Source organism: Acidobacteriota bacterium (genome assembly GCA_034211275.1).
GTDB lineage: Bacteria > Acidobacteriota > Thermoanaerobaculia > Multivoradales > JAHZIX01 > JAGQSE01.
Genome location: JAXHTF010000021.1, coordinates 31,426 through 57,792 on the forward strand (window position 1 = coordinate 31,426; position 26,367 = coordinate 57,792).

Sequence of the window (26,367 nt, forward strand, 5' to 3'; positions counted from 1 at the left end):
GAGTCATCGTCCGTGGGAGCTGTCAACTCGCCGCGCAGGTCCCGCTGCATGTGGATCTTGACCTCCTCCGGCGACAGCCCCTTGCCGAAGAGGTAGTAGAGCTTGGTCAGAGCGGCTTCGGCGGTCATATCGTAGCCGCTGATCACCCCCGCCTCCGCCAATCCCCGGCCGGTGGCGTAGGTGTCCAGCCGCACTGCTCCCTCGAGGCATTGGGTACAGGCGACGATCACCACGCCGCGGTCGTTGGCCTCGGCCAGCACGCGCAGAAAGTGGGGGTTGGAGGTCGGCCCGTTGCCGGCACCATAGGCTTCCAGCACCAGCCCGCGGAGCGGATCGCGGAGGAAGTTGGCGAGGGTTTCGGCGGTGATGCCGGGGAAGAGCCGCACCGCGCCGATGTGAGGATTGCCGATGTCCTGGACCTGGAACGCCGCCTCCGGTCGCGGCCGCACGGTGCGCCAGTGGATGCGCAGGCGCACGCCGGCGCTGCCCAGCTCCGGGTAGTTGGCGGAACTGAAGGCATCGAGACCGCCGGCGCTGATCTTGCGGGTGCGGTTGCCGCGCAACAGGCGGGTGTCGAAGTAGAGGCAGACCTCGGGGATGGTCGAGGTGCCGGCGAGGATCAGGGAGGTGAGCAGGTTGTCCCGGGCGTCGCTGCGCACCTCCGCCAGCGGGATCTGGGAGCCGGTGAGGATCACCGGTTTGCCCAGATTCTCCAGCAGAAAGGAGAGAGCGGAGGCGGTGTAGGCCATGGTGTCGGTGCCGTGGATGACCACGAAGCCGTCGAATTCGTCGTAGCGAGCCTCGATGTCCTCACCGATGACCGCCCAATTCTGCGGCGCCATATCCGCCGAATCGAGCAGCGGCCGGTACTCGTGGAGCTCGAAATCGGGGATCTCCGGAGCGTGGAACTCGGGCATCTGGGTCAGTAGCTGCCCCAGGTAGCCGGCATCCGGGGCATAGCCCTGGGATCCCTTCTTCATGCCGACAGTGCCGCCGGTGTAGGCGATGTAAACGCGTGGTTTTTGGGTCATACTCGGTTCGCCCGGGATGATTTGAAGGCCTCGACGAGAGTCCGGCCCGGGCGTGGGGAGGATAGCAGGGCGGCGGAGGGCTGAGAAAGAAAGATGGTGGCGGGCGCTCATCCTGCGGTCCGCTGCTGCATCTCCGCGAGTAGGGTGGGCGCCAGCCCACCAGCCCACCTCCTAGAGACTCCACGAGCCTCCTCATGACTCAAGACTTTCCCATCCTCCCCCCGGCCACCCCCCCGAGCCCCCCATGACCGACTGGCAAGGCTTGCTCATCCTCTTCGTCGTCGGCGTGGTCTCCGGCGTCATCAACACGGTGGCCGGTGGGGGCTCGTTCCTCACCCTGCCGGTGCTCATCTTCCTCGGGCTGCCGCCGTCGGTGGCCAACGGCACCAATCGGGTGGGGATTCTGATCCAGAATCTCGGCGCCGTCTGGGGTTTCCACCGTTACCGAACTCTGCCCTGGCGCTTCGCCCTGGCGATGCTGGTGCCGGCGGTGGTGGGGGCGGTGGTGGGGACGTGGTTGGCGTTGGTGATCAGCGACGCGGCGTTTCAGCGGGCGCTGGCGATTCTCATGGTGGTGATCTCCCTCTTCACCCTGTGGGATCCTCGGCGCTTGCGCTCCGAGGGCGCTCCGGAGGGCACGCCTCAATCCCTTCCCGGACGCATCCTCTTCGCCGTCGCCTTCTTCGTCATCGGCGTCTACGGAGGCTTTGTGCAGGCGGGGACGGGCTTTTTGATCCTCGCCGCCACCACCCTGGCGGGTCTCGATCTGGTGCGGGGCAATGCCCTCAAGGCGGTGGTGATTCTCGCCTTCACCCCCCTGGCCCTGGCCCTCTTCGCCGTCAACGGCAAGGTGGTGTGGTCGGTGGGGTTGGCGCTGGCGGCGGGGAATCTGCTGGGGGCGATGCTGGGGGTGCGCTGGACGGTGCTCAAGGGGCACGCCTGGGTCAAGGGTGTGGTGACCGTCGCGGTGATCGTCTTTGCGATCAAGCTGTGGTTTTTCTAGGGGGCACCGCTGATCGCACGCTGAGCGGTGACTGGGATCGGGCTGGGGTGTTCTTAGAGCAGCTCGAGGTTGGCATAGCGGGCGATGAGCTTGCGCTTGCCGGAGCTCTGGAAGAAGACGCTGATCTTCATCTGGTCGCCTTCGCCGTCGATCTCCAGCACCACGCCGGAGCCCAGGGTGGGGTGGCGGACGCGGCTGCCGCGTTGCAGGCCGGAGCCGCCGGAGTCGTCGGCGACGGGCTCCACCGAAGGGTCGGAGCTGGTGCGCGGGGTGGGGCGGCCAAAGAAGTCGTAGACGCCCTGGGCCCGCTGGACGCCGCGGTCGAAGAGGCTGGGGCTGTCGGTGACGTCCAGGTGCTCCTCGGGAATCTCCGCCAGGAATGGTGAGGGTTGCTGGTCCTGGTAGCGGCCGGCGATGCGCCGGCGTCGGCAGGTGGTGAGGAGGAGTCGCTCCCGGGCGCGGGTCATGCCGACATAGAGCAGGCGGCGCTCCTCTTCCAGATCCTCGGCGGTCTTGTTGGCGTTGTAGTGGGGCAGCAGCCCCTCTTCCAATCCCGCCACCGCCACCACCGGAAACTCCAGGCCCTTGGCACTGTGCAGGGTCATGAGGGTCACCCCCTCGCGGCCCTTCCAGGAGTCCGTGTCGCTGACCAGCGCCACCCGGTCGAGGAAGGCGGTGAGGACGTCGTCGTCCTCCCCGCGGTAGGCGTAGGACTCGGTGAAGTCTTGGGCGGCGGAGAGGAACTCGCGGATATTCTCCAGCCGCGCCTGGCCGTCGGAGTCGTTGGAGTTGTAGAGATCCGTGTAGGAGGTGGCCTCCAGCAGCTGGTCGAGGAGCGCCGGCAGGGGTAGCTGCTGGGCTAGCTTCTGGAGCGTGATCATCAGATCCCGGAAGCTCGACAGGGCGCGGGCGCTACGGCTGGGGAAGTTGCCGAATTCCTGCAGCTGGAGCACGTCCCAGAGCGGCTGGCGAAGCTCCTGGGCGCGGCTTTCCAGCAGGTCCCGGGTGCCCTTGCCGATGCCCCGGGGAGGCTGGTTCAGGATGCGCCCCAGGGAGAGCTCGTCCTGGGGATTGCGGATCGCCCGCAGATAGGCCACCAGGTCTTTGATCTCCGCCCGGTCGTAGAAGCGGGTGCCGCCCACCAGCTCGTAGGGCATGCCCCGGCGCAGCAGCTCGTCCTCCAGGGCGCGGGTCTGGGCGTTGGTGCGCACCAGGATGGCCATCCCCGCCAGCGGGTAGTCGTCCTGGAGGCGGCGGAAATTGGTCACCAGCCAGCGGGCCTCGTCGCCCTCGTCGGCGGCGCGGTAGAGCTGGATGTCCTCGCCGGCGCCGTCCTCCGTCCACAGCTGCTTGCCGCGGCGGCTGCGGTTGTGGGCCACCAGGGCGCCGGAGGCGTCGAGAATGGTCTGGGTGGAGCGGTAGTTGCGCTCCAGCTTGCGCACGGTGGCGCCGGGGAATTCCTGCTCGAAGCCGAGGATGTTGTCCAGGTCGGCGCCGCGCCAGCGGTAAATGCCCTGGTCCTCGTCGCCGACGGCGGTGAGGTTGCCGTTCTTCCCGGCCAGCGCTTTGACCAGCCGCAGCTGGGCGTGGTTGGTGTCCTGGAACTCATCCACCAGCAGATAGTCCACCTGGCTTCTCAAGCGCTCCCCCAGCTTGCCCTCGTCTTCCAGCAGGCGCACCGCCAACAGGATCATGTCGTCGAAGTCGACGGTGGAGCCCTGGCGCAGCAGGTGTTGGTAACGGCGGTAGACCGGGACGATTTTGCGTTGGAAGAAGCCTTCCGCTCGCGCCTCGAAGGCTTGGGGGTCGAGGAGGCGGTTCTTGGCGCTGCTGATGGCCGACAGCACCGCCCGCGGCGGGAAAGAACGCTCGGACAGCTCTTCCATCTCCAGAGCCTTCTTCACCAGCTTGAGTTGGTCGCTGGAGTCGGCGATGGCGAAGTCCCGGCGCAGGCCCACCCGCTCCCCGTAGCGGCGCAGCAGGCGCAGGGCGAAGCGGTGGAAGGTGCCGACGAAGGAGCGCAGGGGCGAGCGCTGGACCAGCATCTCCACCCGCTCGCGCATCTCCGACGCTGCCTTGTTGGTGAAGGTGACGGCGACGATGCGCGCCGGGTCCACCTCCTGTTCGCCGATCAGCCAGGCGATGCGGTAGGTGATCACCCGGGTCTTACCGGAGCCGGCGCCGGCGATCACCAGCTGGGGGCCCTCGCCGTGGGTGACGGCGGCCAGCTGCTCCGGGTTGAGCTCGCTCACGAGGTCGGGGGTGGCGGCGGCGCGGCGCATCATTCGACGGTGACGCTCTTGGCGAGGTTGCGGGGCTGGTCGACGTCGGCGCCGCGGCGCACGCCGATGAAGTAGGCCAGCAGCTGCAGCGGCACCACGTTGACCACCGGCTGCAAGAGTCGCGGCACCCGCGGCACCGGGATCACCTCGTCGGCGACACCGGCAAGCTCGTCGGGATCGCGGTCGGTGAGGGCGATGACCACACCGTCCCGGGCCTTGACCTCCTGGATATTGCTCTTCACCTTGTCGTAGACCACCCGGTCACCGGTGGCGATGGCGACCACCGGCAGGTCCTCGTCGATGAGGGCGATGGGGCCGTGCTTCATCTCGCCGGCGGGATAGCCCTCGGCGTGGATGTAGGAGATCTCCTTGAGCTTGAGGGCGCCCTCCAGCGCGATGGGGTAATTGATGCCGCGGCCGAGGTAGAGGAAGTCCTCGGCGCGGGAGAAGTGCCGCGCCAGCTCCTCCAGCTGGGGCTCCAGCGCCAGCACGTCGGAGACCGCCTGGGGCAGGTGGGCCAGCCCCGCCAGGTCCTCGGCGGAGATCTCCTTCCCCTTCGCCTGGCGCAGATAGAGGGCGAGGAGGTAGAGAGCCACCAGCTGGGTGGTGAAGGCCTTGGTGGAGGCGACACCGATCTCCGGGCCGGCGTGGGTGTAGACGACGCCGTCGCTGATGCGGGTGGCTTGGCTGCCCAGGACGTTGCACACCGCTACCAGTCGCGCGCCGCGCTGCCGCGCCGCTTCCATGGCGGAGAGGGTGTCGGCGGTCTCGCCGCTCTGGGAGATGCCCACCGCCAGCACGTCTTCGTCGACGATGGGGGCCCGGTAGCGGTATTCGGAGCCGTAGTCCACCTCCACCGGCAGCTGGGCCAGCTCCTCCACCAGGAATTTGCCCACCAGCCCGGAATGCCAGGAGGTGCCGCAGGCCAGCAGGTGGAGCCGTTTGGCGCCCTGCACCACCTCCGGCGGAATCTCCAGGTCCACCCGCCGCAGCTCGAAGTCCACGCGGCCGGCGAAGGTGTCCTGAAGGGCCTGAGGCTGCTCGTGGATCTCCTTGAGCATGAAGTGCTTGTAGCCGCCCTTCTCGGCCTGGATGGGATCCCAGTTGAGCCGTTGACGGGGGCGGTCCTGTTCTTCCAGTAGCTGCCCTTGGCCGTCCCAGATCTCCAGGCCGTCGGCGCTCAGCCGAGCCACGTCGTCGTTCTCCAGGAAGACCACGTCGCGAGTGTAGGCGAGGAGGGCCGCAGGGTCCGAGGCGAGGAATTGCTCGCCCTCCCCCAGGCCGAGCACCAGCGGCGGTCCGTGGCGTACCGCCAGCACCTCGTCCTCGGCGCTCTCCGTCGACACCACGGCGATGGCGTACATGCCCTCCAGCTCGGCGATGGCCCGGCGGAGCGCCGCCAGCAGGTCCCCGTCCAGGTAGGAGGAGATGAGGTTGGCCACCACCTCCGTGTCGGTGTCCGAGTGGAACTCCCAGCCGTCTTTCTGCAGCCGCTGCTTGATCTCCAGGAAGTTCTCGATGATGCCGTTGTGGATCACCGCCAGCCGGCGCTGGGCGTCGAACATGGGGTGGGCGTTGCGTTCGCTGGGCACGCCGTGGGTGGCCCAGCGGGTGTGCCCCAGGCCGTAGCGGCCGTTGACGGCCTTCGTCTCCAGTTTTTGCACCAGCCGTTCGAGCTTGCCCTCCGCCTTGGCGAAGTCGAAGCCGTCTTCTCCGATGGCCACCACTCCGGCGGAGTCGTAGCCGCGGTATTCCAGGCGGCGCAGGCCGTCGATGAGCAGAGGGACGACCTCCCGAGGTCCGACGTAGCCGACGATTCCACACATGGTCTTAGCTCTCCTCGTTCTTCTTCGGGCCGTTCTTCTTGCTGTTGGTCTTGTGGCGCCGCTCCGCCCAGCCTTCGACGTTGCGCTGGCGCTGGCGGCCGACCCCCAGCGCTCCCGCCGGTACGTCCTGAGTGATCACCGACCCGGCGGCGGTGGTAGCGCCGTCGCCCACCGACACCGGCGCCACCAGCATGGTGTCGCTGCCGACGAAGGCACCGCGGCCGATGTGGGTGACGGATTTCTTCTCGCCATCGTAGTTGCAGGTCACCACGCCGGCGCCGATATTGGCCTCGGGGCCGATCTGGGCGTCGCCCAAATACGCCAGATGACCGGCCTTGACGCCGTCCTCCAGCCGCGACTTCTTGACCTCGACGAAGTTGCCGACGCCAACGCCGCGGCCCAGGTCCGCTCCCGGGCGCAACCGGGCGAAGGGGCCGACCCGGCTGTCGGCGCCTACCCGGGCGCCGTCGAGAACGCTGTAGGGCTTGATCTCGACGCCGTCCGCCACCTCCGCATCCCGCATCCAGGCACCCTGGTGCAGCTCGCAGCCGCTGCCGACGGTGGTCTGGCCGAGGAGGGTAACACCGCCGTGGATCACCGTGTCCTGGCCGACCTTCACCCCCGGCTCCACCGTCGCCGTGGCGGGATCGAGGAAGGTGACGCCGGAGTCCATCAGGCTCTCCACCGTTCGTTCCACCATCCGGCGATGAACCTGGGCCAGCTGGCGCCGGTTGTTGACGCCCCAGGCCTCGGCGGGGTCGTCCAGGGTCACCAGCTCGACCTGTTCACCGCCCTGGGCGGCGGCGGTCACTGCGTCGGTGAGGTAGAGCTCGCCCTGGGCGTTGTCCGTATCCAGGCGGTCCAAATAGTCGAAAATCTCCGGCGCCGGCAGGGCGTAGAGGCCGGCGTTGACGGTTTTCACCGCCAGCTCCTCGGGGTTCGCGTCGGCGGCCTCGACGATGCGCGCCAGACCGCCGCTGGCGTCGGGGATCACCCGTCCCAGGCGTCCCGGCTCGTCAAGGTCCGCCACCGCCAGGGAGCCCCAACCGGGGCTCGCCGCCAGCCGCTGGAGGGTTGCCGCCGAAACCAGGGGCACGTCACCGCTGAGCACTAGCAGCCGGCTCTCGCCGTCGATCTCCGGCGCCGCCTGGGCGAGGGCGTGGCCGGTGCCGTTCTGTTCCTCCTGGAGCACGCAGACCACGTCGTCCGCTGCCACCGCGGCGCGCAACTGGTCGGCACCGTGGCCCACCACCACTACCAGGCGCTGGCAGCCGGCGGCGCGGGCGGCGTCCAGGACCCAGGAGATCATTGGCCGGCCGGCCACCGGGTGCAGGACTTTGGGTAGCGACGAGCGCATGCGGGTGCCCTTGCCGGCGGCCAGGATCACGGCGGTCAGGGGACGGGTTTCAGAGTGCATGATCACCTCACGGATTCTCGGTCTAGGCGCTCGCGGCGCCAAGGCGGCGAGCTTGGAGCGGCGCTCCGGTCAGCGGTTGGCGCGTTCCATCAGCTCGAGCACCGCTCGGCTGAGCTTGTCGGGATCGTGGCGCAACAATGGGCCTTCGGCAAGGAGATCTCGTGGCAAGACTTGGACTCCCCGGGCCTCGATCTCCTCTTCTTCCACACTCACCGGATGAGCCCCGGTCTGGGCGTATTCTCGCAGACGCCGCGGCGGCAGCTCGCCGTCGTGGACCACCACCGCGTCCACCAGCCCTTCGCCGGCATGGCGTTCGATGGCTTGCAGATGGTCGAGGGCGCTCATATCGTCGGTTTCGCCGGGCTGAGTCATGAGATTGAGCAGCAGCACCACCCGCGCCGGACTGTCCCGAATCGCCTCGCGGATGCCCGGGATCAGTAGATTCGGCAGGATCGAGGTGTAGAGGGAGCCGGGGCCCAGGGCGATGAGATCGGCTTCCCGCAGCGCCCGGGCGGCGGGGGTGAAGGCCGCCGGCGCCGACGGGTCGAGCTCCAGGGTCTCCAGCCGTTCGCCGGAGTGTCCCACCGCCACCTCTCCTTCGTAGACCTGACCGGAGCATCCCCAGCCCCGCAGCCGCACGTCGGTGAGGGTGGCGGGGAGGATGCGGCCCCGCACCGACAGAATCGACTCGGCGGTGAGGATGGCCTGGTAAAAGTCGCCGGTGATGCCGGTGAGGGCGGTGAGGAAGAGGTTGCCGAAGGAGTGCCCCGAGAGGCCGTCGCCGGTGGGAAAACGGTATTGGAAGAGCCGCGCGAGCAGATCTTCATCGTCCGCCAGAGCAACGATGCAATTGCGGATGTCCCCCGGCGGCAGAACCCCGAAGTCGCGGCGCAGCCGGCCCGAGGAGCCACCGTCGTCGGTGACCGTCACCACTGCTGTCAGCTGTCTCAGGGAGCCTTCGCCGACCCGATGCTTGAGCCCCCGCAGGACCACCGCCAGGCCGGTGCCGCCGCCCACCGCCACCAGTCTGCCGGTGGCGGGCTCGTCGGTGGCCTGGGGGTCGGTGGCGTGCCCTTCCGTGGCGAGGCCGTCCTCAGGAGGGCTGGAAGAACTCTTCGAGCTGGCTCTCCTTGCGGACCGCCTCGAAGTCGGGGTCGTGGTAGGCATAGACGCGGTTCTTTGGGTTCATTTCCGCCGCCCGGACCAAGCTCGCGAGGGCTTTGTCTGCTTCTTCCTGGAGCGCGTAGATGGAGGCTTCCAGATAGGTGAAGCGCTCGTCCTTCGAGTGCTTCTTGCACAGCTTCAGGGCGTCGTCGTACTGGCCCTGATTCTTCTGGTAGACCGCCAGCAGGAAGGGGTCCTCGGCGGTGTCGTCCGCTCCGTCACCGATCTGGGCAGCGCAGACCTGCAGCATCTGGCGAGCTTTCTCCGCCACGTCCGGAAGATCGGTGTTGGCGGCGGCGGTTTCCAGGGCTTTCTGAGCCTTCTTCCACTGGCCCTTTTGCATCGCTTCCACGCCTTCGGCGTAGGCGTCCACCGCCGGGTCGTCGTAGAAGTCCACCGGTGCCGGCCCGGAGTCTTTGGCCCGCAGGCTCAACTCCTGAAGCTTCTCGGTCACCGAGTCCACGTCGGTGTCGAAGCGCTCCGCCAGCTCCGCCAGCGTCTTGGTTTCAGCGTATCGTTTGAGATAGGAGATCTCTTTTTTCTGCCAGTCCTTGGCCATACTTTCAGTCTTTCCTGTCGATGATCTATCGCTTGCGCAGCTCGATGAGGATCTGCTTGGCGACGGACTTGAGAGTGTCGAAGACCCCCTTGCCGGTAGTCGCGATGCCCTCGAAGGTGGGTTCGCGCTTGTAGTTGAGAATGCGGTACATCTCGTCCACCGAGACGACGTCGGGTAGGTCTCGTTTGTTGAATTGGAGAGCGTAGGGGATGGTCTTGAGGTCGAATCCGTTCTCTTCCAGGTTGACGCCCAGATTGCGAATGGATTCGATGTTGGCCTCCATCCGTGGCTCCTGGCTATCGGCCACGAAGACCACGCCATCGACACCCTTGAGGATCAGCTTGCGGCTGGCGTCGTAGAACACCTGGCCGGGCACCGTGTAGAGGTGAAAACGGGTGGTGAATCCGCGGATGGTGCCCAAATCCAAGGGCAGAAAGTCGAAGAAGAGGGTCCGATCTGCTTCCGTGGCCAGGGAAATCATCTTCCCCCGAGCATCGGGGGAGGTCTTGTTGTAGATGAACTGCAGGTTGGTCGTCTTGCCGCCGAGGCCGGGGCCGTAGTAGACGATCTTGCAGTTGATTTCCTTACTGGCGTAGTTGATAAACGCCATGCTACGAACCTCTGGTGGATCTATCGGTCATGACCATTGTGCGAGGGTTGGCGCTGGTCCCCGACGGCCCGGAGTCACAGCTGGTCGCTGGGATCGGCGCGCCTCGCCCCATCGCTCTACTCGCTGAATAGGGCGTCGATATCCTCGTCCGTAATCTCTGAGAAGGGACTTGCTTCCTGGCTTCCCGCCAGCCCCACGCTACTCTTCTGCGCCATCGATTCGAAGATCCGCTCCAGATCCGCATTGGCTCGCCGTACCCGCAGGCGGGTGAGGCCCAGCGACGAACGATCGTCGAAGATGACTACCAGGATGGCCCGCTTGGCCACGATGGAAATGTGAATGTGATCCTGCTGCCCCTCGTGGAAGAGCACCGAGAATTCTCGCTCACCGATGAGCTTGGCCAGTCCGTCGGTGGCAGCCACGTTGCCGGCGGTGAGGGAGGCCAGCGACGTGGTGTCGAACTGATCGGTCTCGCCGGCGGCGGCGATCTGCTGACCGTTTTTGTCGATCAGGAACACCGCTTTGCTGTTGGACTCTTGACGAAGGCGTTTTAGCGCCTCCTCGAGGCGCTGAAACTCGTCTTCGTAGAGAACGAAGTCTTCGGAGCTCATCTTCTTCCTCTCCGCATCCGATGGGACGATGCTGCGGGCTCTCGGTCTGCGGCTGAACTACTCATAGTACGGCAAATCCGGGGTGGAGCGATAGGGCCGCGGTGAGCGACTCGGTGCTCAGCGGGGCTCGGTGGATCCCAACGGGGTCACCGAGGATCTCGCCAGCAGGCAAGGTATACCACGGGGTGGCCTCTTCGTACACCTCGGATGGTGATGGGTGAATATACACCCATTGGCCTCGAGGCGGCTCAACGGAAGAGCCTCCACCCGGTCAGGATGTCCCCTTCGGTGAGAATCACCTCGCCGGCACGCTCGACAAAAGGCAGAGGAACCGGCTTGCAACCGCCACCGCCGGCGTTGACCTCGGCGAGACGGAAAGACTTGTCGCATTTGTTGCACACCACCCACGCACCCTCGGCGCGATAGCCTCGTTTGGTCTTGGCGCAGATCTCGTTGGCGTCGAAGGCCACCGCCAGCGCTCCCTCCTCGTCACGCCCGATGAAGAAGTCCACTTCCTGGTTGGCGGGATTGAGGAACCGGAAGAACTTCACCTCGGCGGGCTGCAAATCCGCGACGGAGATTCGCACCGTACCGTCTTTGGCCGGGGAAACCCGCTTGTGTCCGTGACTTCCAAAGCCGCCGCCGAGGGCAAACTGGAGGGTCAGGATCGCGATGAAGAAAATCAGGACAAAGGCAAAGCCGTGCAGCGGCGTGATCTTGCGCATCGCTCTATTCTCGGCCATCGTCCGGTCCTTGACAAGCTTGGTATGGCATAGCCTCATGCTGCTTCGGCGTGGAGTTTGTCCCGTTCAGGCTTCCGTGCCGAGGCGCCAGAGGGCCGGTAACTCCCTATAAACAATGAGAACTTGGCTCCTGGCAGGGAATTCTGTTATGGTGCCATAGCTTTAACAGCCTGGAGGCAGCCGAGGAACAACGCCGATTTGAAGCGTGGAATCGGACTGCCGCCGACGCCGATGCGGTCGTCGAGGGCATGTGCGTCGCTCCCGTGGGCGACTCTCGCCGCAGGGTCCAGCCGTCTTGCGGGGAGATCCGCGGCCGGGACAAGATCCGCTAGCGATGCGTAAGAAGGTTGGAAATCGAGAGATTCGGGAATGCGCTGGCCCCAGAGATCGGTTACCATGTGCCCATCGGCGTCAACCCAAAAATTTCCGGGCTCGAGCGCTCGTCGAATCGAGCGTCGTCCCTTCCCCCCGATGGTTGTCCGTTCGCCTGCCGAGCCGTTTCCCCGGCCGGTCTCTACATCGAAGATCAACTCGGAAGAAGCTACGGACAGATTTTCCACAATTAGGTTTCACCTGACCCCGCCACGTAGGGTCAACGTATTTTCCGGAGGTACTCCATGACTTGCTCCCTGAAGCGTGCGGTTCTCGCCGTCGCGATTGTCTTCCTCGGCTTGACCAGCCTCCCCGCCGACGCTGGCACGATCTACGTCCCCCAGGCTGTCGATCAGGTGATCGACGGACGCCTCTATCAGACCGAGGTCTGGGCCACCAATCTAGGCGCCCAGGGGCGTCGCTTCGAGACGTATTTCATCCCGAGTCTCTCCAACGGTGTGAATCGCCCCGAAGAGATCGTCTACGACTTCACCGGCGTTCCGCCGCAGAGCTCCATCTTGGCCATCGGGGCCGCTCCCCAGGGCGAGATCGGCATGTTGGAGATCGCCGGCGCTCCGCAGCTCAACTTCGATGCCCGCCTGCGGGTCTTCGACGAGGGCGGCCAGCTGCTCTCCTCGACCCGCGTGCCGACCATCTCCGATGGCGACGTCCACCCCGGTGGGGACCTGGTGGCTCTGCTGGGCTTGAAGCACAGCTCCAGCGGCAGCAATACCTCGGTGGGCCTGATCAATATGTCTCAGGACCCCAACGAGTGCGCCATCTCCCTGGTCAAGGCCAGCGGTGAGGAGCTGACCAACACGTTCGTCACCACCATGATGCCCCTCTCCCACCGGGAGATTCCCGACGTCTTCGGTCTGCTCGGTCTCGAAGAGTTGGCCGCCGGCCGTGCCGTGGTGACTTGCGCCGAGGACTTTTACGCCTACGCCGTGGTCTGGCAGGACAACCTGGACCAGGTGCTCTTCGTTCAGCCCGGTGACGCCCTGTCCTCGGACCTGGTGCGCCCCGGCGACGAGCCGCCGGTGCCGACCCTGGAGATGAACGGCAACTTCTTCACCGCCACCCCCGGCGACTCCATCCGCGAGCTCGCTCTGCCGCTGGAGCCGGGAGTCAGCTACGACCGCATCGTCATCGACTTCGACCTGCGCCTCGGCCGCTACCAGAACGGCTTGTTCCACGCCATTTGCAGCCTGCGCCGCCTGGGAGGCCCGCCGCTGTACTTCGGGCTCTTCGCTCGCGGTAGCAACGCCCGCACCATCCTCGACCGCGGTGACGGCACCGATCTGAAGGTCGAAGGGCCCTGGACCGCCAACCAGCAGGTGCATGTGCAGATCATCTACGATGCGGCCGCCGGCCGTTTCACCCTCAACGTGTCGCGGGCGGGAACGGTGTTCTACAGCACCTCTACCTTCATCACCTTCCGGGACATCTCCAACAACGGCAACCCGGTGGGCATCCTGCTGGGGCAGGCCCGTCCGGCGGACGGTGGTGCCTACCAGCCGCCTCTGGGCTGGACCTACTCGAACCTGAAGGTGCAGGCCTTCGTCGACGAGTAAGACTCCGCTGCGGTCGCCCCGGGGGCCTCGTGCCGCCGGGACGACATCGTCCCCAAACCGCCCGCCGAGCCCGATGGCTCCGCGGGCGGTTTTTTCTTGGCCGGAGGGCTTCGCTGGTAGGATTCCGGGCCGTGAAGATTCCACCCTTTCCTCCTCTCCTGCGCCGGCTGAACCTCGAAGGCTTCGGCATCGGCCACGCTACGGATCTGGAAGGCAAGACCGGCGTCACCATCATCCGTTGTCCCGAAGGGGCGGTGGCGGCGGCGGATCTGCGGGGCTCCGCCACCGGCACCCGGCAATTCGACTCCCTGATCCACCCCAACCATCTGGCCAACCGTGCTCATGCCCTGGTCTTCGCCGGCGGCAGCGGCTTCGGGCTGGACTGCGGTGGGCCGGTGGCGGAAGCGCTGGCGGGGCAGGGCTACGGATTTCAGACCGGCTATCGCCCGGTGCCGCTGGTACCCACGGCGATCCTCTTCGACCTCGGCTTCGGCGATCCCGCCGCTGCCCCGACGGCGGCCATGGCGGAGCAGGCCCTGGCCGCCGCCGCGGCCTTCGAGACGGGCTCGGTGGTGGAAGTGGGGAGCGTCGGTGCGGGCACCGGGGCGACGGTGGGCAAGGTCCTGGGCCCCGCCCAGGGGATGAAGGGAGGGATCGGCTTTGCCGCCTTGGAGGCGCCGGACGGAGTGACGGTGGCGGCGCTGGCGGCGGTCAATGCCTTCGGCGACGTGCGGGATCCGTCCACCGGTGCGTTGGTAGCGGGATGCCGGGAGGCGCCGGACTCCCACCGGCTGGTGGGAGCTCATCGGGTGCTGGCGGTGCTACCGTCGGATCACGCTAATGTCTGGGAGAGCAACACCACGCTGGTGGCGGTGCTCACCGACGCCGACCTCGACAAGCGGGCCCTGTCCAAGGTCTGTCAGATGGCCTTTGGTGGCTTGTACCGCACCATCAGCCCGGCGCTGTCGCTCTACGACGGCGATCTGGTGGTAGCCCTCTCCACCGCCCGCCGCGCAGCTCACCTCCATCAGGTGGCGGTGTTGGCGGAGCAGGCGGTGGCCCAAGCGGTGCTGGGTGCGGTGCGGGAAGCCGACGGTTTCGGGATGCTGCCGGCGGTGCGGGACCTCTCCTGAGTTACTCCGCGTTCTTTCGTAGAAAGGCCGCGAGGCGTCGCAGGTGGCGGTCGGTGGCTTCGCGGCCCATGGCCTCCACCACGTCGAAGACCGGGGGACCGGCTTTGGAGCCGGTGAGGGCCATGCGGGTGGGGTGGATGAGCACTCCCGCTTTGACTTCCAATTCCTCCGCCAGCGACCGCAGGGCCTGATCCAGGGGGTCGATGCGGAACTCCTCCAGGGCCGCGTAGCGGTTCGCCAGCTGTTCCAGCTGGTCCGGCAGCTCGGGCTGGCGAAGGAATTTGGCGCATAGATCCTTGTCGTACTCCAGGTGCTCTCGGAAATAGGGCACCACGTATTCCGCCAGCTCCATCAGATTGTGAGCCCGGGTGCGGTGCAGATCCACCGCTACCAGCAGGCGCTTGCGCTCATCACCCTGGAGGCCCGAGAGCTCGACCTTGGCGAGGAAGGGCTCCAGATGCGGCATCAGGTCCTCCAGCGGCAGACCGGACATGTACTGGCCGTTGATCCAGGCCAGCTTGTCGCGGTCGAAGACGGCGGCGGCGGCGTTGATGCGGTCGACGGTGAAGCGGCGGATCATCTCGGCGCGATCCATCACCTCCAGGTCCTCTCCCGGCGACCAGCCGAGGAGGGCCAGGGCGTTGTACAGCGCCTGGGGCAGCAGGCCTTGATCCCGGAATTCCTCCACCGAGGTGGCGCCGGTGCGCTTGGAGAGGCGCTTTTTATCCGAGCCCAGGATCAGCGGCAGGTGGCCGAAGGTGGGAACCTCCGCGCCCAGGGCCCGGAACAGCCCCACGTGCTTGGGTGTGTTGGACAGGTGGTCGTCGCCGCGCAGTACGTGAGTCACCTCCGTCTCCACGTCGTCGCACACCACCGACAGGTGGTAGGTGGGAGAGCCGTCGGAGCGCAGGATGATGAAGTCGTCCAGGGACTCGGCGGGGAAGGTTACCTCGCCCTGCACCAGATCGTCGATGCGGATGTCTTCCTGGGGCATGCGGAAGCGCACGGCGCAGGCCTCGCCGGCGGCCCGGCGGCGCTCCGTCTCTTCCGGGGACGGGGGCTCGAAGACCTCCCGGTAGCGGAAGATGCCGCCGTCCTTCTGGGCTTCGTTGCGCGCCGCCTCCAGCTCTTCCGGAGTGCGGAAGCAATAGTAGGCCTGGCCTGCCTCCACCAGCTCCTCGGCGGTCCGGCGGTGGCGTTCGACGCCCTCGCTTTGGAGGAAGGGACCTTCGTCCCAATGCACGCCGATCCAGCGCAGCCCGTTGCAGATCTGGTCGATCATGGCCTGGTCGGAGCGCTGGCGGTCGGTGTCCTCGATGCGCAACAGGAACGCGCCGCCGACGCTGTGGCGCAGCAGATCGTTGTAAATGGCGGTGCGGACGCCGCCGACGTGCAGGAAGCCAGTGGGGGATGGAGCGAAGCGAACCCGGACCGGTCCCTCGACGGACGGCTTGCGGGAGCGGTGGGGAGCGGGGGCGGCGTCGGATTGTGAGCTCATGGCGACACTCCGTGGCAGATCGTCAGACCCTCGGTGGCCGAGGCTCTGTGGGATGCAGCTTCCGTGGAATTTCGGGGGTTGGGGAATGGCGGAGAGGGAGGGATTCGAACCCTCGGTCCAGGTTGCCCCGGACAACTGCTTAGCAGGCAGCCCCGTTCGACCACTCCGGCACCTCTCCGCGGGGGTCGCGAGACCGAAGTTTCTAGCACCTTCTGGCGCTGGAGTCAAAGGCGGAGTCGGTGGGGAAGGAGGTCTCGCCGGCTCCGAAACGCCCTGCTGGCGCCGCTTTGGGGCCGGAGAAAGGATCTTGGAAGGTTTTCCGGGGGTTGGACTTTATGCCGGCCCCGGCTATCCTTTCCCCTGTCGACCGCCGTATCCAGCGGCCTCCTGACCATCGAACCGGAGCTCGGCCAAGCCGGCTCTGCCCCGGCGGCCCTTTGCCGAAGCTGACGAGGGAATCCCGAGCCCCCATGAGCGATCTCAACCGCGACAAGTCCCACCGCACCGCCATCAACACCCTCCGCTTCCTGGCGGTGGACATGGTCGAGCAGGCCAACTCCGGTCACCCCGGTGCCCCCATGGGGTTGGCGCCGCTGGCCTATCTGTTGTGGACTCGCCACCTGCGCCACGACCCTCGACACCCCGACTGGCCCAATCGGGATCGCTTCGTGCTCTCCTGCGGTCATGCGTCGGCGCTGATCTATGGGCTGTTGCACCTGGCCGGTTTCGACCTGCCCATGGAAGAGCTGAAGCGGTTTCGTCAGCTGGGCTCCAAGACCCCGGGGCATCCGGAATACGGTCTGACCCCCGGGGTCGAGACCACCACCGGTCCCCTGGGGCAGGGCTTTGCCACCGCCGTGGGCATGGCCATGGCCCGGGAGCACCTGGGGGCGCGGTTCAATCGTCCGGGGCACGAGCTCTTCGACCATCGGGTCTGGGTGGTGGCCAGCGACGGCGACCTGATGGAGGGCGTCGCCGCCGAGGCGGCTTCGCTGGCGGGACACCAGAAGCTGGGTTGTTTGAAGGTCTTCTACGACGACAACCGCATCACCATCGACGGCGGCACCGATCTCACCTTCACCGAGGACACCGCCCAGCGCTTCGAGGCCTACGGGTGGTTCGTCCAGACCGTCGCCGACGGCCGCGATCTGGATGCTCTGGAGGCCGCCGCCCAGGCTGCCGCTGCGGAGGAGGAGCGGCCATCGCTGGTGGTGGTGCGCACCCACATCGGCTACGGCAGCCCCAACAAGCAGGACACTTCCAAGGCCCACGGCTCGCCTCTCGGGGAGCGCGAGGTGGCCCTCACCAAGGACAACCTGGGCTGGCCCCAGGAGCCCACCTTCCTGGTGCCCGACGGTGTTCGGGAGAGCTTCGAGCCCGCCGCCGCCAGCGGTGCCGAGGCCCGGCAGGGTTGGCTCGAACAGCTGGAGAGCTATCGCCGGGACCACCCCGAAGCCGCCGCGGAGCTCGATCGTCGGCTGGCCGGGGAGCTGCCGGAGGGCTGGCGCGACCTGCTGCCCCGCTTTGCCCCGGAGGATGGCCCCATCGCCACCCGCAGCGCGTCCGGCAAGGCGCTCAGCGCCCTCGTACCCTCGGTCCAGGAGTTGGTGGGCGGCTCCGCCGACCTCGCCGGCTCCAACAACACCACCCAGCCCGACGAGCCGTTCTTCTCCCCCGAGCATCGCGAGGGGCGCAATCATCACTTCGGCGTCCGCGAACACGCCATGGCCGCCGCGGCCAACGGCATGGCCCTCTCGGGGCTGCTGACGCCCTATTACGGCACCTTCCTGATCTTCTCCGACTATCTGCGGCCGGCCCTGCGGCTGGGAGCCCTCATGGGGGTTCACTCCGTTGCGGTGCTGACCCATGACTCCATCTTCTTGGGCGAGGATGGCCCCACCCACCAGCCCATCAGCCAGCTGCTCTCGCTGCGCTCCATCCCGCGGGTGACGGTGCTGCGCCCCGCCGACGCCAACGAGACCGCCGCCGCCTGGGCGGTGGCCCTCACGCGGCGCCAGGGGCCGGTTGTATTGGCCCTCACCCGGCAGAAGCTGCCGGTGCTGGCGCAGACCGCCAGCGCCGCGGCGGAAGGGGTTGCCCGGGGCGGCTACGTGCTTTCGGAGGCCACCGCCGGCGAGCCTCGTCTGCTGCTGCTGGCCACCGGTTCGGAAGTGGAGCTGGCGCTGGGAGCCCAGCGCGCGCTGGAGCAGGACGGAGTGGCGACCCGGGTGGTGAGCATGCCCAGCTGGGAGCTCTTCGAAGCCCAGCCGAAGACCTACCGCCAACAGGTGCTGCCGCCGGACGTGCCGTTGCGGCTGGCGGTGGAGGCGGGCTCGCCCATGGGCTGGGACCGCTACGTCGGCCCCCGCGGGGCGGTACTGGGCCTCGACGGCTTCGGCGAGTCGGCGCCGTACAAGGACCTGGCGGAGCATTTCGGCTTCACCGTCGAGGCGGTCGCCGAGCGCGCCAGGGCGCTCTTGGCGGACGACTGAAGCCGGCTCGGAGCGGGAGAGGGGGCTCTCCCCTCGCCTAAGTCCCCCATCCCAGGGCACGGCATGGTAGTCTTACATGTCGGTTCTGTTGTATCTCCCCCCATTTTTCAGGAGGCTCCCTGTCGTGTGCCTCGACCATTCGTGGTTGAGCGGGATCGCCTTGGGCTCTGTTTGGGGCCGAGGGTGTAGGATTTCTCGTACCTAGGAGCTAGTCAGATGTCTGGTTTTGCCGTGATGGTCCAGCTTGGAGCGATGTCGGCGCCTCGGCGGGTTTTCGCTGAGCTCGTGGACCGACTGCGCCATCGCGGCCCCGACGGCTGCGAGATCCGCTGGCTGCCGCGGGCTGCCCTGGCCCACCAGCATTTCTGGACCACTCCGGAAGAGGTGGGCGAGATCCAGCCCCTGGCAAAGGCCGATGCGGAGCTCTACCTGAGCTTCGACGGCCGCCTCGACAATCGCGACGAGCTTCTGACGCTGCTCGATCTTCGGAGCGCGTCGGGACTCTCCGACGCCGCCCTCGTGTTGGAGAGCTATCGCCGCTGGGGCCGGGAATGCCTCGCCCGCCTCCTGGGTCCCTTCGCGTTGGCTCTCTACGACGCCAAGCGGCGGGCGCTGCTCTGCGGCCGGGACGCCCTGGGGGACCGTAGCCTGTTCTATGCCCGGCCGGCGGGAGCTTTCCTCGCCGCCTCGGAAGAGCAGGCTCTGCTCGCCCATCCGTCGGTGGCGGGGGATCCCGACGAAGAGTCCCTGGCCCGCTTCTTCGCCTGCCGCGAACCGAGGGCCGGCCGCACCTTCTATGCGGCCATTCGTGAGCTGCCGCCGGGGCATGGGCTCTGGCTCGAAGACGGGGCTGTCGAGCTCTTCCAATATTGGGCTCCGGACTGGACGCGGCGCCTGCAATTTCGGCGGGAAGCCGACTACCAGGAGCACTTTCGGGAGCTCCTGGAGCGCAGCGTCCAGCGCCGCCTGCGCACCGCTGCATCGCCGGCGGTGTTGATGAGCGGCGGTCTCGACTCGACGTCCGTCGCCGCTCTCGCCTCCCGCCGGCTCGAAGCCGCTGGCCGGCCACGTCTGACGGCCGTCACCTGGATCTTCGACGAGCTGGTGAGCTGCGATGAGCGGTCCTTTGCGCGGGCCGTGGCCGAGCGCAGCCGTCTCGACTCCATCGAGCTGCCGGCGGACGGTCTGTGGCCCCGGGTCAGCGGCCCCGGAGAGCCGATGGGCTGCAATTCCCCTACCGTCAATCCCTATCGCCGCTTGCTCGACCGGGCCTACCGCGCTGCCGGCGAGGCAGGCTGTCGCTCGGTTCTCACCGGCTGGTCCGGGGACCATCTTTGGATCGGTACGGAGCGTTGGCTTGCCGATTTGCTGCGCGAGGGGCGCTTTGCGGAAGCGGGGCGGGAAGTTCTTTCCGAGCTCGCCCGCGGCGCTTCGCCCCGCCGGGGAGCCGGCCCCGTAGCGGAACTATTGAGGCTGCGCCGCCGCCGCTCGCGGGCCACCGCCGAGGCTTTCCCGTGGTTGACGGCGCAAGCCCGGAGGCATCTGCGGGCCACGGAGGAGGCGGAGGCGGAGGCGGACGAGCGTTCCCAACGGTTTGCCGGCCTCCAGGTGTGGAATCTGGTCGCCGAGCGCGGCCAGGCCGCCCGTAGCGGTGCCGATCCGCGGCACCCCTACCGGGACCGCGAGCTGGTGGAGGCGATGCTCGCCATGCCCGCCCATCAGCTTTATCGGCGCGGTCGCTCCAAGCATTTGCTGCGGGAGGCCCTGGCCGGCGAGCTGCCCACCGAGATCCGGACATCGCGAGGGGACCGCGGGCGTCTCGATGCGCTCTTCCGGCGAGGTCTGTTCGAGCGCGAGCGCGGGCGGCTGACGCGTCTGCTGGATGGGCAGGGCGCTGTTTGGCGGCGCTACGTTGACCCCCACTGGGTCCGACAAGCGATGGGCCGCGATGGCGGGTTCGGTGGTCGAGGCGGCCGTGGCGGAGGTTTGGAGGCGGTGATCCTATGGTCCTGTGCCAGTGCGGAGATTTGGCACCGGCGGAGTGCAGCATGAGGATGCGTAAGTGGAGAACGGGATTCTTAAGAAGAAGTTCTCTCTTGGCAAAATTACCATTTAGAGAGCAATAATCTAGACTCTGGAAGGCGCGAAGCCAGAAGAATCCAGAAGACAGGCAACCTAGAAGAAAGAACCCGGATGAACCCCAAGAAGCAGCATCAACCCAACCAGCAGCGATCGGAAGTGACCGCCCGGCGAAGCGGCCCCGATGGTCAGCAGCGAGCCCACCGGAGCCCCTGGCGCCGGCCCCACCTCGAAGTGTTGGGAGATCTTCGCAGCACGACCCTCGGTGGCTCGGTCATCGACATCGGTGACAGCCAATTCCCCAACACCCGGCCCTAGCCCTGGAACTCTGTGGATCTCCAGCCTCAAGCATCGCCTCCCCTCCCGGCCTCGGCTTCCGTGGCCAGCGTCTCCGGGATGGCCAGCGGACAGCCTCTGTGGATCCGCCCGGCGGAGCATCCGCCTTCGGCGAGCTCTGGTCTCGAGAACGGCGGGCACCACTACCTCGTGGCAGGGACGCTTTTGGTCTCGGCGTCGCCGTTGCCGGAGCTGTCAGCCTTCGCCGCGCCGTCGGCGCTGACGGCACCTCTGGTGCCGGAGCTCGATGCGGAGCCGGCGGGAGGCTCGACGCCGTCACCGCAGGATCCCCTACAGGTCTTCGACGGGAAAGGCCTTCTGGCCCGGGGCTCGCGGCGGGTGCGCTGCACGGTTTCCAGCGGGGAGCATCGGGTCGAGGTTCGGGGCTGCGGAAGCCTGGAGTTGTCGAGCTCGGGACGAGAGCTGCGCTATCGGCTGGAGCCGGGAGCCGGCGACGAGATTCGTGCCGAGTTGCTCCTCGGGCCGGGGTTGATCCTCGCCTTGGCTCTGCGGGATGTCTTCTGTCTGCATGCGTCGGCGGTGGCTAGCGATGGCCGAGGGGCCGTCTTCGCTGGTGATTCGGGACGGGGAAAGTCCACCCTGGCGGCGCGGCTCGGTGGCCTCCCCGGGATCACTCCGGTGGCGGACGACGTGCTGCCGGTCTCGGCCGCCGCCGGTGAGGCTCTGCCGTGGTTCCCGCAGCTCAAGCTCTCGCCCCAGGCTCAGTTTGGGGTCGCTCAACCTCCACGACTGCCCTTGGGGGCTCTCTTCCTCCTCGCCGGCGGCCCCCATTGCCGGACCGTGGAAGTTTGTCGGCTATCCCCCCGCCTCGGTGGAGAGGCTCTTTTGCGGCACACCATCGCGGCCCGTCTCTTCAGCCCCCCCCTCCTCGCCCGCCATTTCGAGTACCTTTTCAGCTTTGCCCAACGGCTTCCCATCTTCACCCTTCGGTATCCCTGGCGCTCGGACGCTTTGGAGGAGGTCGCGGCGGTGGTCCGTCAGAGCCTCGACCCCGCCGCCTCCTCGACCGCATCGGAGGCGCGGCCGGACCTCGCTCGGTTCCGGGAAGATCCGCCCAGGGAGCACCTGGGCCTGCAGTCAAGACAACGGAGCTCATCATGAGATCGATTCTTCTACCTTCCTTCCGCCACGGCCTGATCGCCGCCCTCACTTTGCTGGTCTTCGCGCCGCCCGCCCAGGGCGGCATTTTCGGGGGCTGCATCGATGACGTCACCCAGGGCATTCGGCCCAATCAGGTGCCCAACAACTGCACCGCCAACGACGTCACCTTCACCGTCGTCGGTCTCGGCACCCAGGACGACGGCTGCGTCGGTCCGGGGGATACGCTGAGCATCTTTCTCGGTGCCCAGGTGCGCAACACCACGGCGCAGACGCGCTACGACGTGGGTCTCTACGTGGCCACCGATGGCGACCCCAACCTCGACGGCGCGCGAACCGGCTCCTGCTACCGCGAGATCCTCACTCCCCTCGGCGGTCTCGGTCAGTCCGCCTGCCCGCCCCTCGATCTCGACGGCGGCGCCGGTCCGTTTCTCGACACCGACGGGGACACCTGTGGCGACCTGCTGGACGAGAGCGAGATCGACTGCGACGAGAATATGGACGGGTCTCGCGACGACAGCTTCCTGGTGTTTTCCGACGCCGTCACCCTGCCCTGTGAGGACCAGACCGGCGACGGCTTCGTGGAGATCGCCACCGGATCCACCTGGGGGCAGAACAATGACGATGTGGGCGATCCCACCTGCGATGGCGAGTTCGAGGTGATTCCCGGCACCAAGGCCAAGTGCAAGCTGGAGACCCTCAGCAGCGACGTGCCGGTGGCCGACCTGGGCCTGACCTGCTCCTGCGACCGCACCATGGTGGCGCCCACCGAATCCACTTCCTGCACCATCACCTACACCAACAACAAGACCTGCACGCCGGACCCCGGCACGACGGAGCGCTTTCGCTGCGGCACCGCCAGCTTCCTGCGTTTCGAGGTGGATTATGACGAGGCCAACGGATCCATCTCCGGCCAGTCCGCCACCCGCGGCTCCCTGAGCGACGATTCCAGCATCCTTACCTGGATTCCCGCCAGCGCCGCCACCATGGCCCCGGGCATCATCGGGCCCAACGGCGAGACCGCGACCCTGACCTTCGACTACACCATCGCGTCGGGCACGCCCCAGGGCACCAACATCACCTTGGCCACTAGCACTTACTGGTCCAATACTTCGCCCAGCGATCCGGCGGCGGTGGAGCAGACGATGCTTTCCTGCAGCCTGGGGATCGAAACCACGCCGGTGACCTTGGCGTGGATCAGCGCGCAGCGGGACGGCGATGATCTGGTGGTGGAGTGGTCCACCGCCACCGAGAGCCGCAACCTCGGCTTCCACCTCTACGGCGCCGATCAGGCTCCCGGTCGGGAGTCGGTCCGGCGCCTTGCCGGGGAGACTCAGCTCGGCGAGCGTCTGACCGGGGAGCTGGTTCCCTCCCGGCTCGGTGATTCGACCCAGCCTCAGGAGTACCGCTGGCGGCTGGACGACTTCTCCGGCGACCGCTTCTTCCTCGAAGATGTGGACGCCTCCGGCAAGAGCCGGGTCCACGGTCCCTTCGAGGTCGGGAAAGTCCATGGAGCGCGTCCGCGGCCCCAGGCCGTCGAGTGGAATCGGGTGCAGCAGGCGGCGCGGGCTGCGCAGCGGAATGATCTGCGCTTCGGCGGTGCCGCCGTCCGGGGCGGTCCGGCGCCGGCGGCGGCCCCCATTCACCTGCAGGTGACCGGCGACGGCTTCTTCCGGGTGAGCTACGAGGAGCTGGCGGCGGCGGGCCACGACCTCGCCGGGGTGGCTGCCAAAGACCTCGCCCTGAGCCACGGCGGTGAGCCGGTGGCGCGCCAGGTCGAGGGCGGTCCGCGCTTCGGTCCCGGCTCGGTCATCCGGTTCTTCGGCCAGGGCATCGACTCCCTCTACACCGATACCAACGTCTACCGTCTGACGGCGGAGACCAATGCCGGTCTGGACCTGGCCGTCGACCGCTCGCCGGTGCCCCAGCGGGGCGCGGCGCCGGAGTGGTATTGGGAGAGCCACCGGGGTGGCGACGACCGGCTCTACGCCTTTTCCTCGCCGACCGGGGACCCTTGGTACGACACCCGCATGTTGACCTTCCAGACGCCTCGGAGCTGGAGCTTCGATCTGCCCGTCGAGGACCTGGCTCGAGACGTCACCGGCGCCGCCCCGGCGGCCCGGCTCTCGCTGAGCCTGTGGGGTGTCACCGACTGGCCCGAATCCCCGGACCACCATCTGCGGGTGCTGGTCAACGGCACGGTGGTGGCGGACGAGACCTTCGACGGCTTCGGCGCGCTGCCCCTGGCCGTCGAGGTTCCGGCGGCGCTGCTCACCGAGGGAATCAACTCCCTGGAGATCGAGCTTCCCGGCGACACCGGCGCGTTGGCGGATCTGATCAACCTGGACGGCTTCACCCTCGACTACCCGCGCCGCTTGGTGGCCCGGGCCGACGGGCTGCGCTTTGCGGCGGCGGGGGAACGAATCACCGTCAGCGGGCTTTCGTCCTCCGACTTCGCGGTCTATCGCCTGGGGGCGGATGGGCCGGAGCGGGTCCAGCGAGTGGACTTCGAGGCCGGGACCAGTGGGCCTTCGAGTGGCTTCAGCGCCACCTTCGCCGGCACCGCGGCGGCGAGCGAGTACCGGGTCGTCCCCGCCGGCGGTGAGGCGGTGGCGGGAATTCGCACCGGCAACCTCCCGGCGGGCCTCGACGAGGGGCCGGCGGAGCTGCTCATCGTCTCCCACCCGCTCTTCCTTCAGGCCCTGGAGCCGCTGGCGGACGCCCGCCGGACGGAAGGATTGAGCGTCAAGGCCGTGGACGCCTTCGATCTCTACGAGGAGTGGAGCCACGGTGTGGTGGACCCCCAGGCGATTCGGGACTACATCGCCTTTGCCGCCGATGCCTTGGGAACCCGCTACGTGCTGCTGGTAGGGGCGGACACCTACGACTACCACGACCGCCTGGGCTTCGGCTCCGTGAGCCTGTTGCCGACCCTCTACGAGGCCACCGGCGAGGTGGTTCGTTTTGCTCCGGTGGATCCCCTCTACGGAGACTTGGACGGTGATCGGGTTCCCGATCTCGCCGTCGGTCGTATGCCGGTGCGCACCGTCGCCGAGCTGGAGACCCTGCTCGGCAAGACCTTCGCCTACGAGCAGAAGGACTATTCCCGCTCGTTGGTCGCCGCCGCCGACCGTTTCGACACCGGCGCGCGCATCTCCTTCGCCAGCGACAGCGAAGATTTTCTCGGCGGCCTGCCCGACGATTGGAGCGCTCGGCGCGCCTATGTCGACAATCTCGGGGTCACCGGCGCGCGGCAGCGCCTGGTGGACGGCATCGAGGCGGGGGCCGCCCTGACTTCCTATGTCGGCCACTCGGGACCGTCGGCGTGGACCTTCTCCGGGCTCTTCTCCGGTACCGAGGCGGAGGCTTTGACCAACGCCGATCGGCCCACGGTGGTGCTCCAATGGGGTTGTTGGAACACCTACTACGTCGAGCCCGAGGTGGACACCTTGGGTCACGTGCTCTTGCTCGACGGCGACCACGGTGCGGCGGCGGTGCTCGGTTCTTCGACGCTGATGGACAGCGCCTCGACGCGGGCCTTGGGCCGCTTCCTGGCGCCCCGCATCGCCCAGCCGGGGCAGCGCATCGGCGACGCTCTCACCGCGGCGAAGCAGGATCTCGCCGTCACCGAGCCGGAGCGGCTGGATGTGCTCCTGGGCTGGACTCTGCTTGGGGACCCCACCCTGGTCGTCGATCCTTAACAGGTCGCGAAGCGTCCGCCACATCGGCCCCGCCGTGCTTCCATGAGGGTTTGCGGCGGGGTTTTTCTCGTGGTGTGTCAAGGGTCCAAAAGCTTTCTGGGGGCCCTGCAGAAGAGAGCCGAAGGGGATAAACTCGGCTCCAGTCCTTCATGAGCCTTCCACCCATCGTTTCCAGGAGACTTCCATGATCATCGGCATTCCCCGGGAGCGCCATCGTCTCGAGCACCGGGTCGGGTTGACCCCGGCGGCGGTCGCTCAGCTGGTGCGCCGAGGCCACGATGTGGTGGTCGAGCGCGACGCCGGTACCGCAGCCCACTTTTCCGATCAGGACTACCAGCAGGCCGGTGCATCGGTGGTCTACACCGCCGAAGAGGCCTACCGGCGGGCCGACGTGGTGTGCCGGGTGGCGCCGGTGACGGAGGATGACCTGGAGCTGATCAATCCCGGCTCGACCCTCTGCTCCTTCCACCATTTGGCGGTGACGCCGCTGTCGGTGGTCCAGCGCTTGTTGGAGCTGGAGGTCACATTGCTCGGCTATGAGGTGATCCGGGATGCCGTCGGGGCACTGCCGGTGTTGCGACCGCTGAGCGAGATCGCCGGCCAGCTGGCGGTGCACATCGGCGCCCAATATTTGCAGCGGGAGCACGGTGGCCGGGGTATCCTTCTGGGCGCCGTGCCGGGGGTGCCGCCACCGACGGTACTTGTGCTGGGGGGCGGGACCGCCGGCGAGGCAGCGGCTCGCCAGGGCCTCGCCGCCGGTGCCCACGTCATCGTGGTGGACGCTGAGCTTTCCCGGTTGCAGGCGCTCCACCGCGCC

The 26,367-nt window shown here is 67.4% G+C and carries 18 protein-coding genes, 1 tRNA gene and 1 pseudogene; 9 read left to right on the forward strand and 11 right to left on the reverse strand.

Going from position 1 to position 26,367, the window contains the following annotated elements; all coding sequences use genetic code 11:
* Positions 1-8: 8 nt before the first annotated feature.
* Positions 9-1,031, reverse strand: a pseudogene (gene ansA / locus SX243_05855) (asparaginase).
* 244 nt (positions 1,032-1,275) lie between these two features.
* Between ansA and SX243_05860 the strand changes: the two are divergent.
* Positions 1,276-2,034 (forward strand): TSUP family transporter, encoded by a 759-nt coding sequence (locus SX243_05860; GenBank protein ID MDY7092485.1) that lies wholly within the window; start codon positions 1,276-1,278, stop codon positions 2,032-2,034.
* 53 nt (positions 2,035-2,087) lie between these two features.
* On the opposite strand, the gene SX243_05865 is transcribed toward SX243_05860, so the two are convergent.
* The 8 genes from SX243_05865 to SX243_05900 form a co-directional block, all read right to left on the reverse strand.
* Positions 2,088-4,319, reverse strand: a complete 2,232-nt coding sequence (locus SX243_05865; GenBank protein MDY7092486.1) for a UvrD-helicase domain-containing protein — start codon at positions 4,317-4,319, stop codon at positions 2,088-2,090.
* Entirely contained in the window at positions 4,316-6,142 is a 1,827-nt protein-coding gene (gene glmS / locus SX243_05870) for a glutamine--fructose-6-phosphate transaminase (isomerizing) (protein ID MDY7092487.1), read from the reverse strand. Before glmS ends, SX243_05865 begins: the two co-directional genes overlap by 4 nt.
* Before the next feature lie 4 nt (positions 6,143-6,146).
* On the reverse strand, positions 6,147-7,559 hold the full coding sequence (gene glmU / locus SX243_05875; protein ID MDY7092488.1) for a bifunctional UDP-N-acetylglucosamine diphosphorylase/glucosamine-1-phosphate N-acetyltransferase GlmU: 1,413 nt from the start codon (positions 7,557-7,559) through the stop codon (positions 6,147-6,149).
* A gap of 69 nt (positions 7,560-7,628) precedes the next feature.
* Positions 7,629-8,726, reverse strand: coding sequence for a gluconeogenesis factor YvcK family protein (locus tag SX243_05880; protein ID MDY7092489.1), 1,098 nt, complete (start codon positions 8,724-8,726; stop codon positions 7,629-7,631).
* Positions 8,653-9,282 (reverse strand): hypothetical protein, encoded by a 630-nt coding sequence (locus SX243_05885; GenBank protein MDY7092490.1) that lies wholly within the window; start codon positions 9,280-9,282, stop codon positions 8,653-8,655. The genes SX243_05880 and SX243_05885 overlap by 74 nt, the downstream gene beginning before the upstream one ends.
* A gap of 25 nt (positions 9,283-9,307) precedes the next feature.
* Positions 9,308-9,892, reverse strand: a complete 585-nt coding sequence (locus tag SX243_05890; GenBank protein ID MDY7092491.1) for a GTPase domain-containing protein — start codon at positions 9,890-9,892, stop codon at positions 9,308-9,310.
* 116 nt (positions 9,893-10,008) lie between these two features.
* Entirely contained in the window at positions 10,009-10,503 is a 495-nt protein-coding gene (locus tag SX243_05895; protein MDY7092492.1) for a roadblock/LC7 domain-containing protein, read from the reverse strand.
* A gap of 248 nt (positions 10,504-10,751) precedes the next feature.
* Entirely contained in the window at positions 10,752-11,246 is a 495-nt protein-coding gene (locus SX243_05900; protein ID MDY7092493.1) for a Fe-S-containing protein, read from the reverse strand.
* A gap of 617 nt (positions 11,247-11,863) precedes the next feature.
* On the opposite strand from SX243_05900, the gene SX243_05905 reads away from it, so the two are divergent.
* Entirely contained in the window at positions 11,864-13,192 is a 1,329-nt protein-coding gene (locus SX243_05905; GenBank protein MDY7092494.1) for a hypothetical protein, read from the forward strand.
* Positions 13,193-13,323: 131 nt separating this feature from the next.
* Positions 13,324-14,325 carry a P1 family peptidase gene (locus SX243_05910; GenBank protein MDY7092495.1) on the forward strand — a complete coding sequence of 334 codons (1,002 nt, stop codon included), beginning with the start codon at positions 13,324-13,326 and terminating at the stop codon, positions 14,323-14,325.
* Position 14,326: 1 nt separating this feature from the next.
* Here SX243_05910 and gltX read toward each other — a convergent pair whose 3' ends face one another.
* Positions 14,327-15,823, reverse strand: a complete 1,497-nt coding sequence (gene gltX, locus SX243_05915; protein ID MDY7092496.1) for a glutamate--tRNA ligase — start codon at positions 15,821-15,823, stop codon at positions 14,327-14,329.
* A gap of 86 nt (positions 15,824-15,909) precedes the next feature.
* Positions 15,910-16,001 (reverse strand) — tRNA-Ser (locus SX243_05920).
* 292 nt (positions 16,002-16,293) lie between these two features.
* Between SX243_05920 and tkt the strand changes: the two genes are divergently transcribed.
* The 6 genes from tkt to SX243_05950 form a co-directional block, all read left to right on the forward strand.
* A complete protein-coding gene (gene tkt, locus SX243_05925) occupies positions 16,294-18,315 on the forward strand; it encodes a transketolase (protein MDY7092497.1) in 2,022 nt (673 codons plus the stop codon).
* Between the two features lie 216 nt (positions 18,316-18,531).
* Positions 18,532-20,367 carry an asparagine synthase-related protein gene (locus SX243_05930; protein ID MDY7092498.1) on the forward strand — a complete coding sequence of 612 codons (1,836 nt, stop codon included), beginning with the start codon at positions 18,532-18,534 and terminating at the stop codon, positions 20,365-20,367.
* Between the two features lie 141 nt (positions 20,368-20,508).
* Positions 20,509-20,712: a hypothetical protein gene (locus tag SX243_05935; GenBank protein MDY7092499.1), complete on the forward strand. Its 204-nt coding sequence runs from the start codon at positions 20,509-20,511 to the stop codon at positions 20,710-20,712.
* A gap of 60 nt (positions 20,713-20,772) precedes the next feature.
* Positions 20,773-21,852 (forward strand): hypothetical protein, encoded by a 1,080-nt coding sequence (locus tag SX243_05940; protein MDY7092500.1) that lies wholly within the window; start codon positions 20,773-20,775, stop codon positions 21,850-21,852.
* The gene (locus SX243_05945; GenBank protein ID MDY7092501.1) at positions 21,849-25,550 is read left to right on the forward strand and encodes a C25 family cysteine peptidase; all 3,702 of its coding nucleotides are present in this window, start codon (positions 21,849-21,851) and stop codon (positions 25,548-25,550) included. The genes SX243_05940 and SX243_05945 overlap by 4 nt, the downstream gene beginning before the upstream one ends.
* 184 nt (positions 25,551-25,734) lie before the next feature.
* On the forward strand, positions 25,735-26,367 hold a 633-nt coding region (locus SX243_05950; protein ID MDY7092502.1), incomplete at its 3' end, for an alanine dehydrogenase.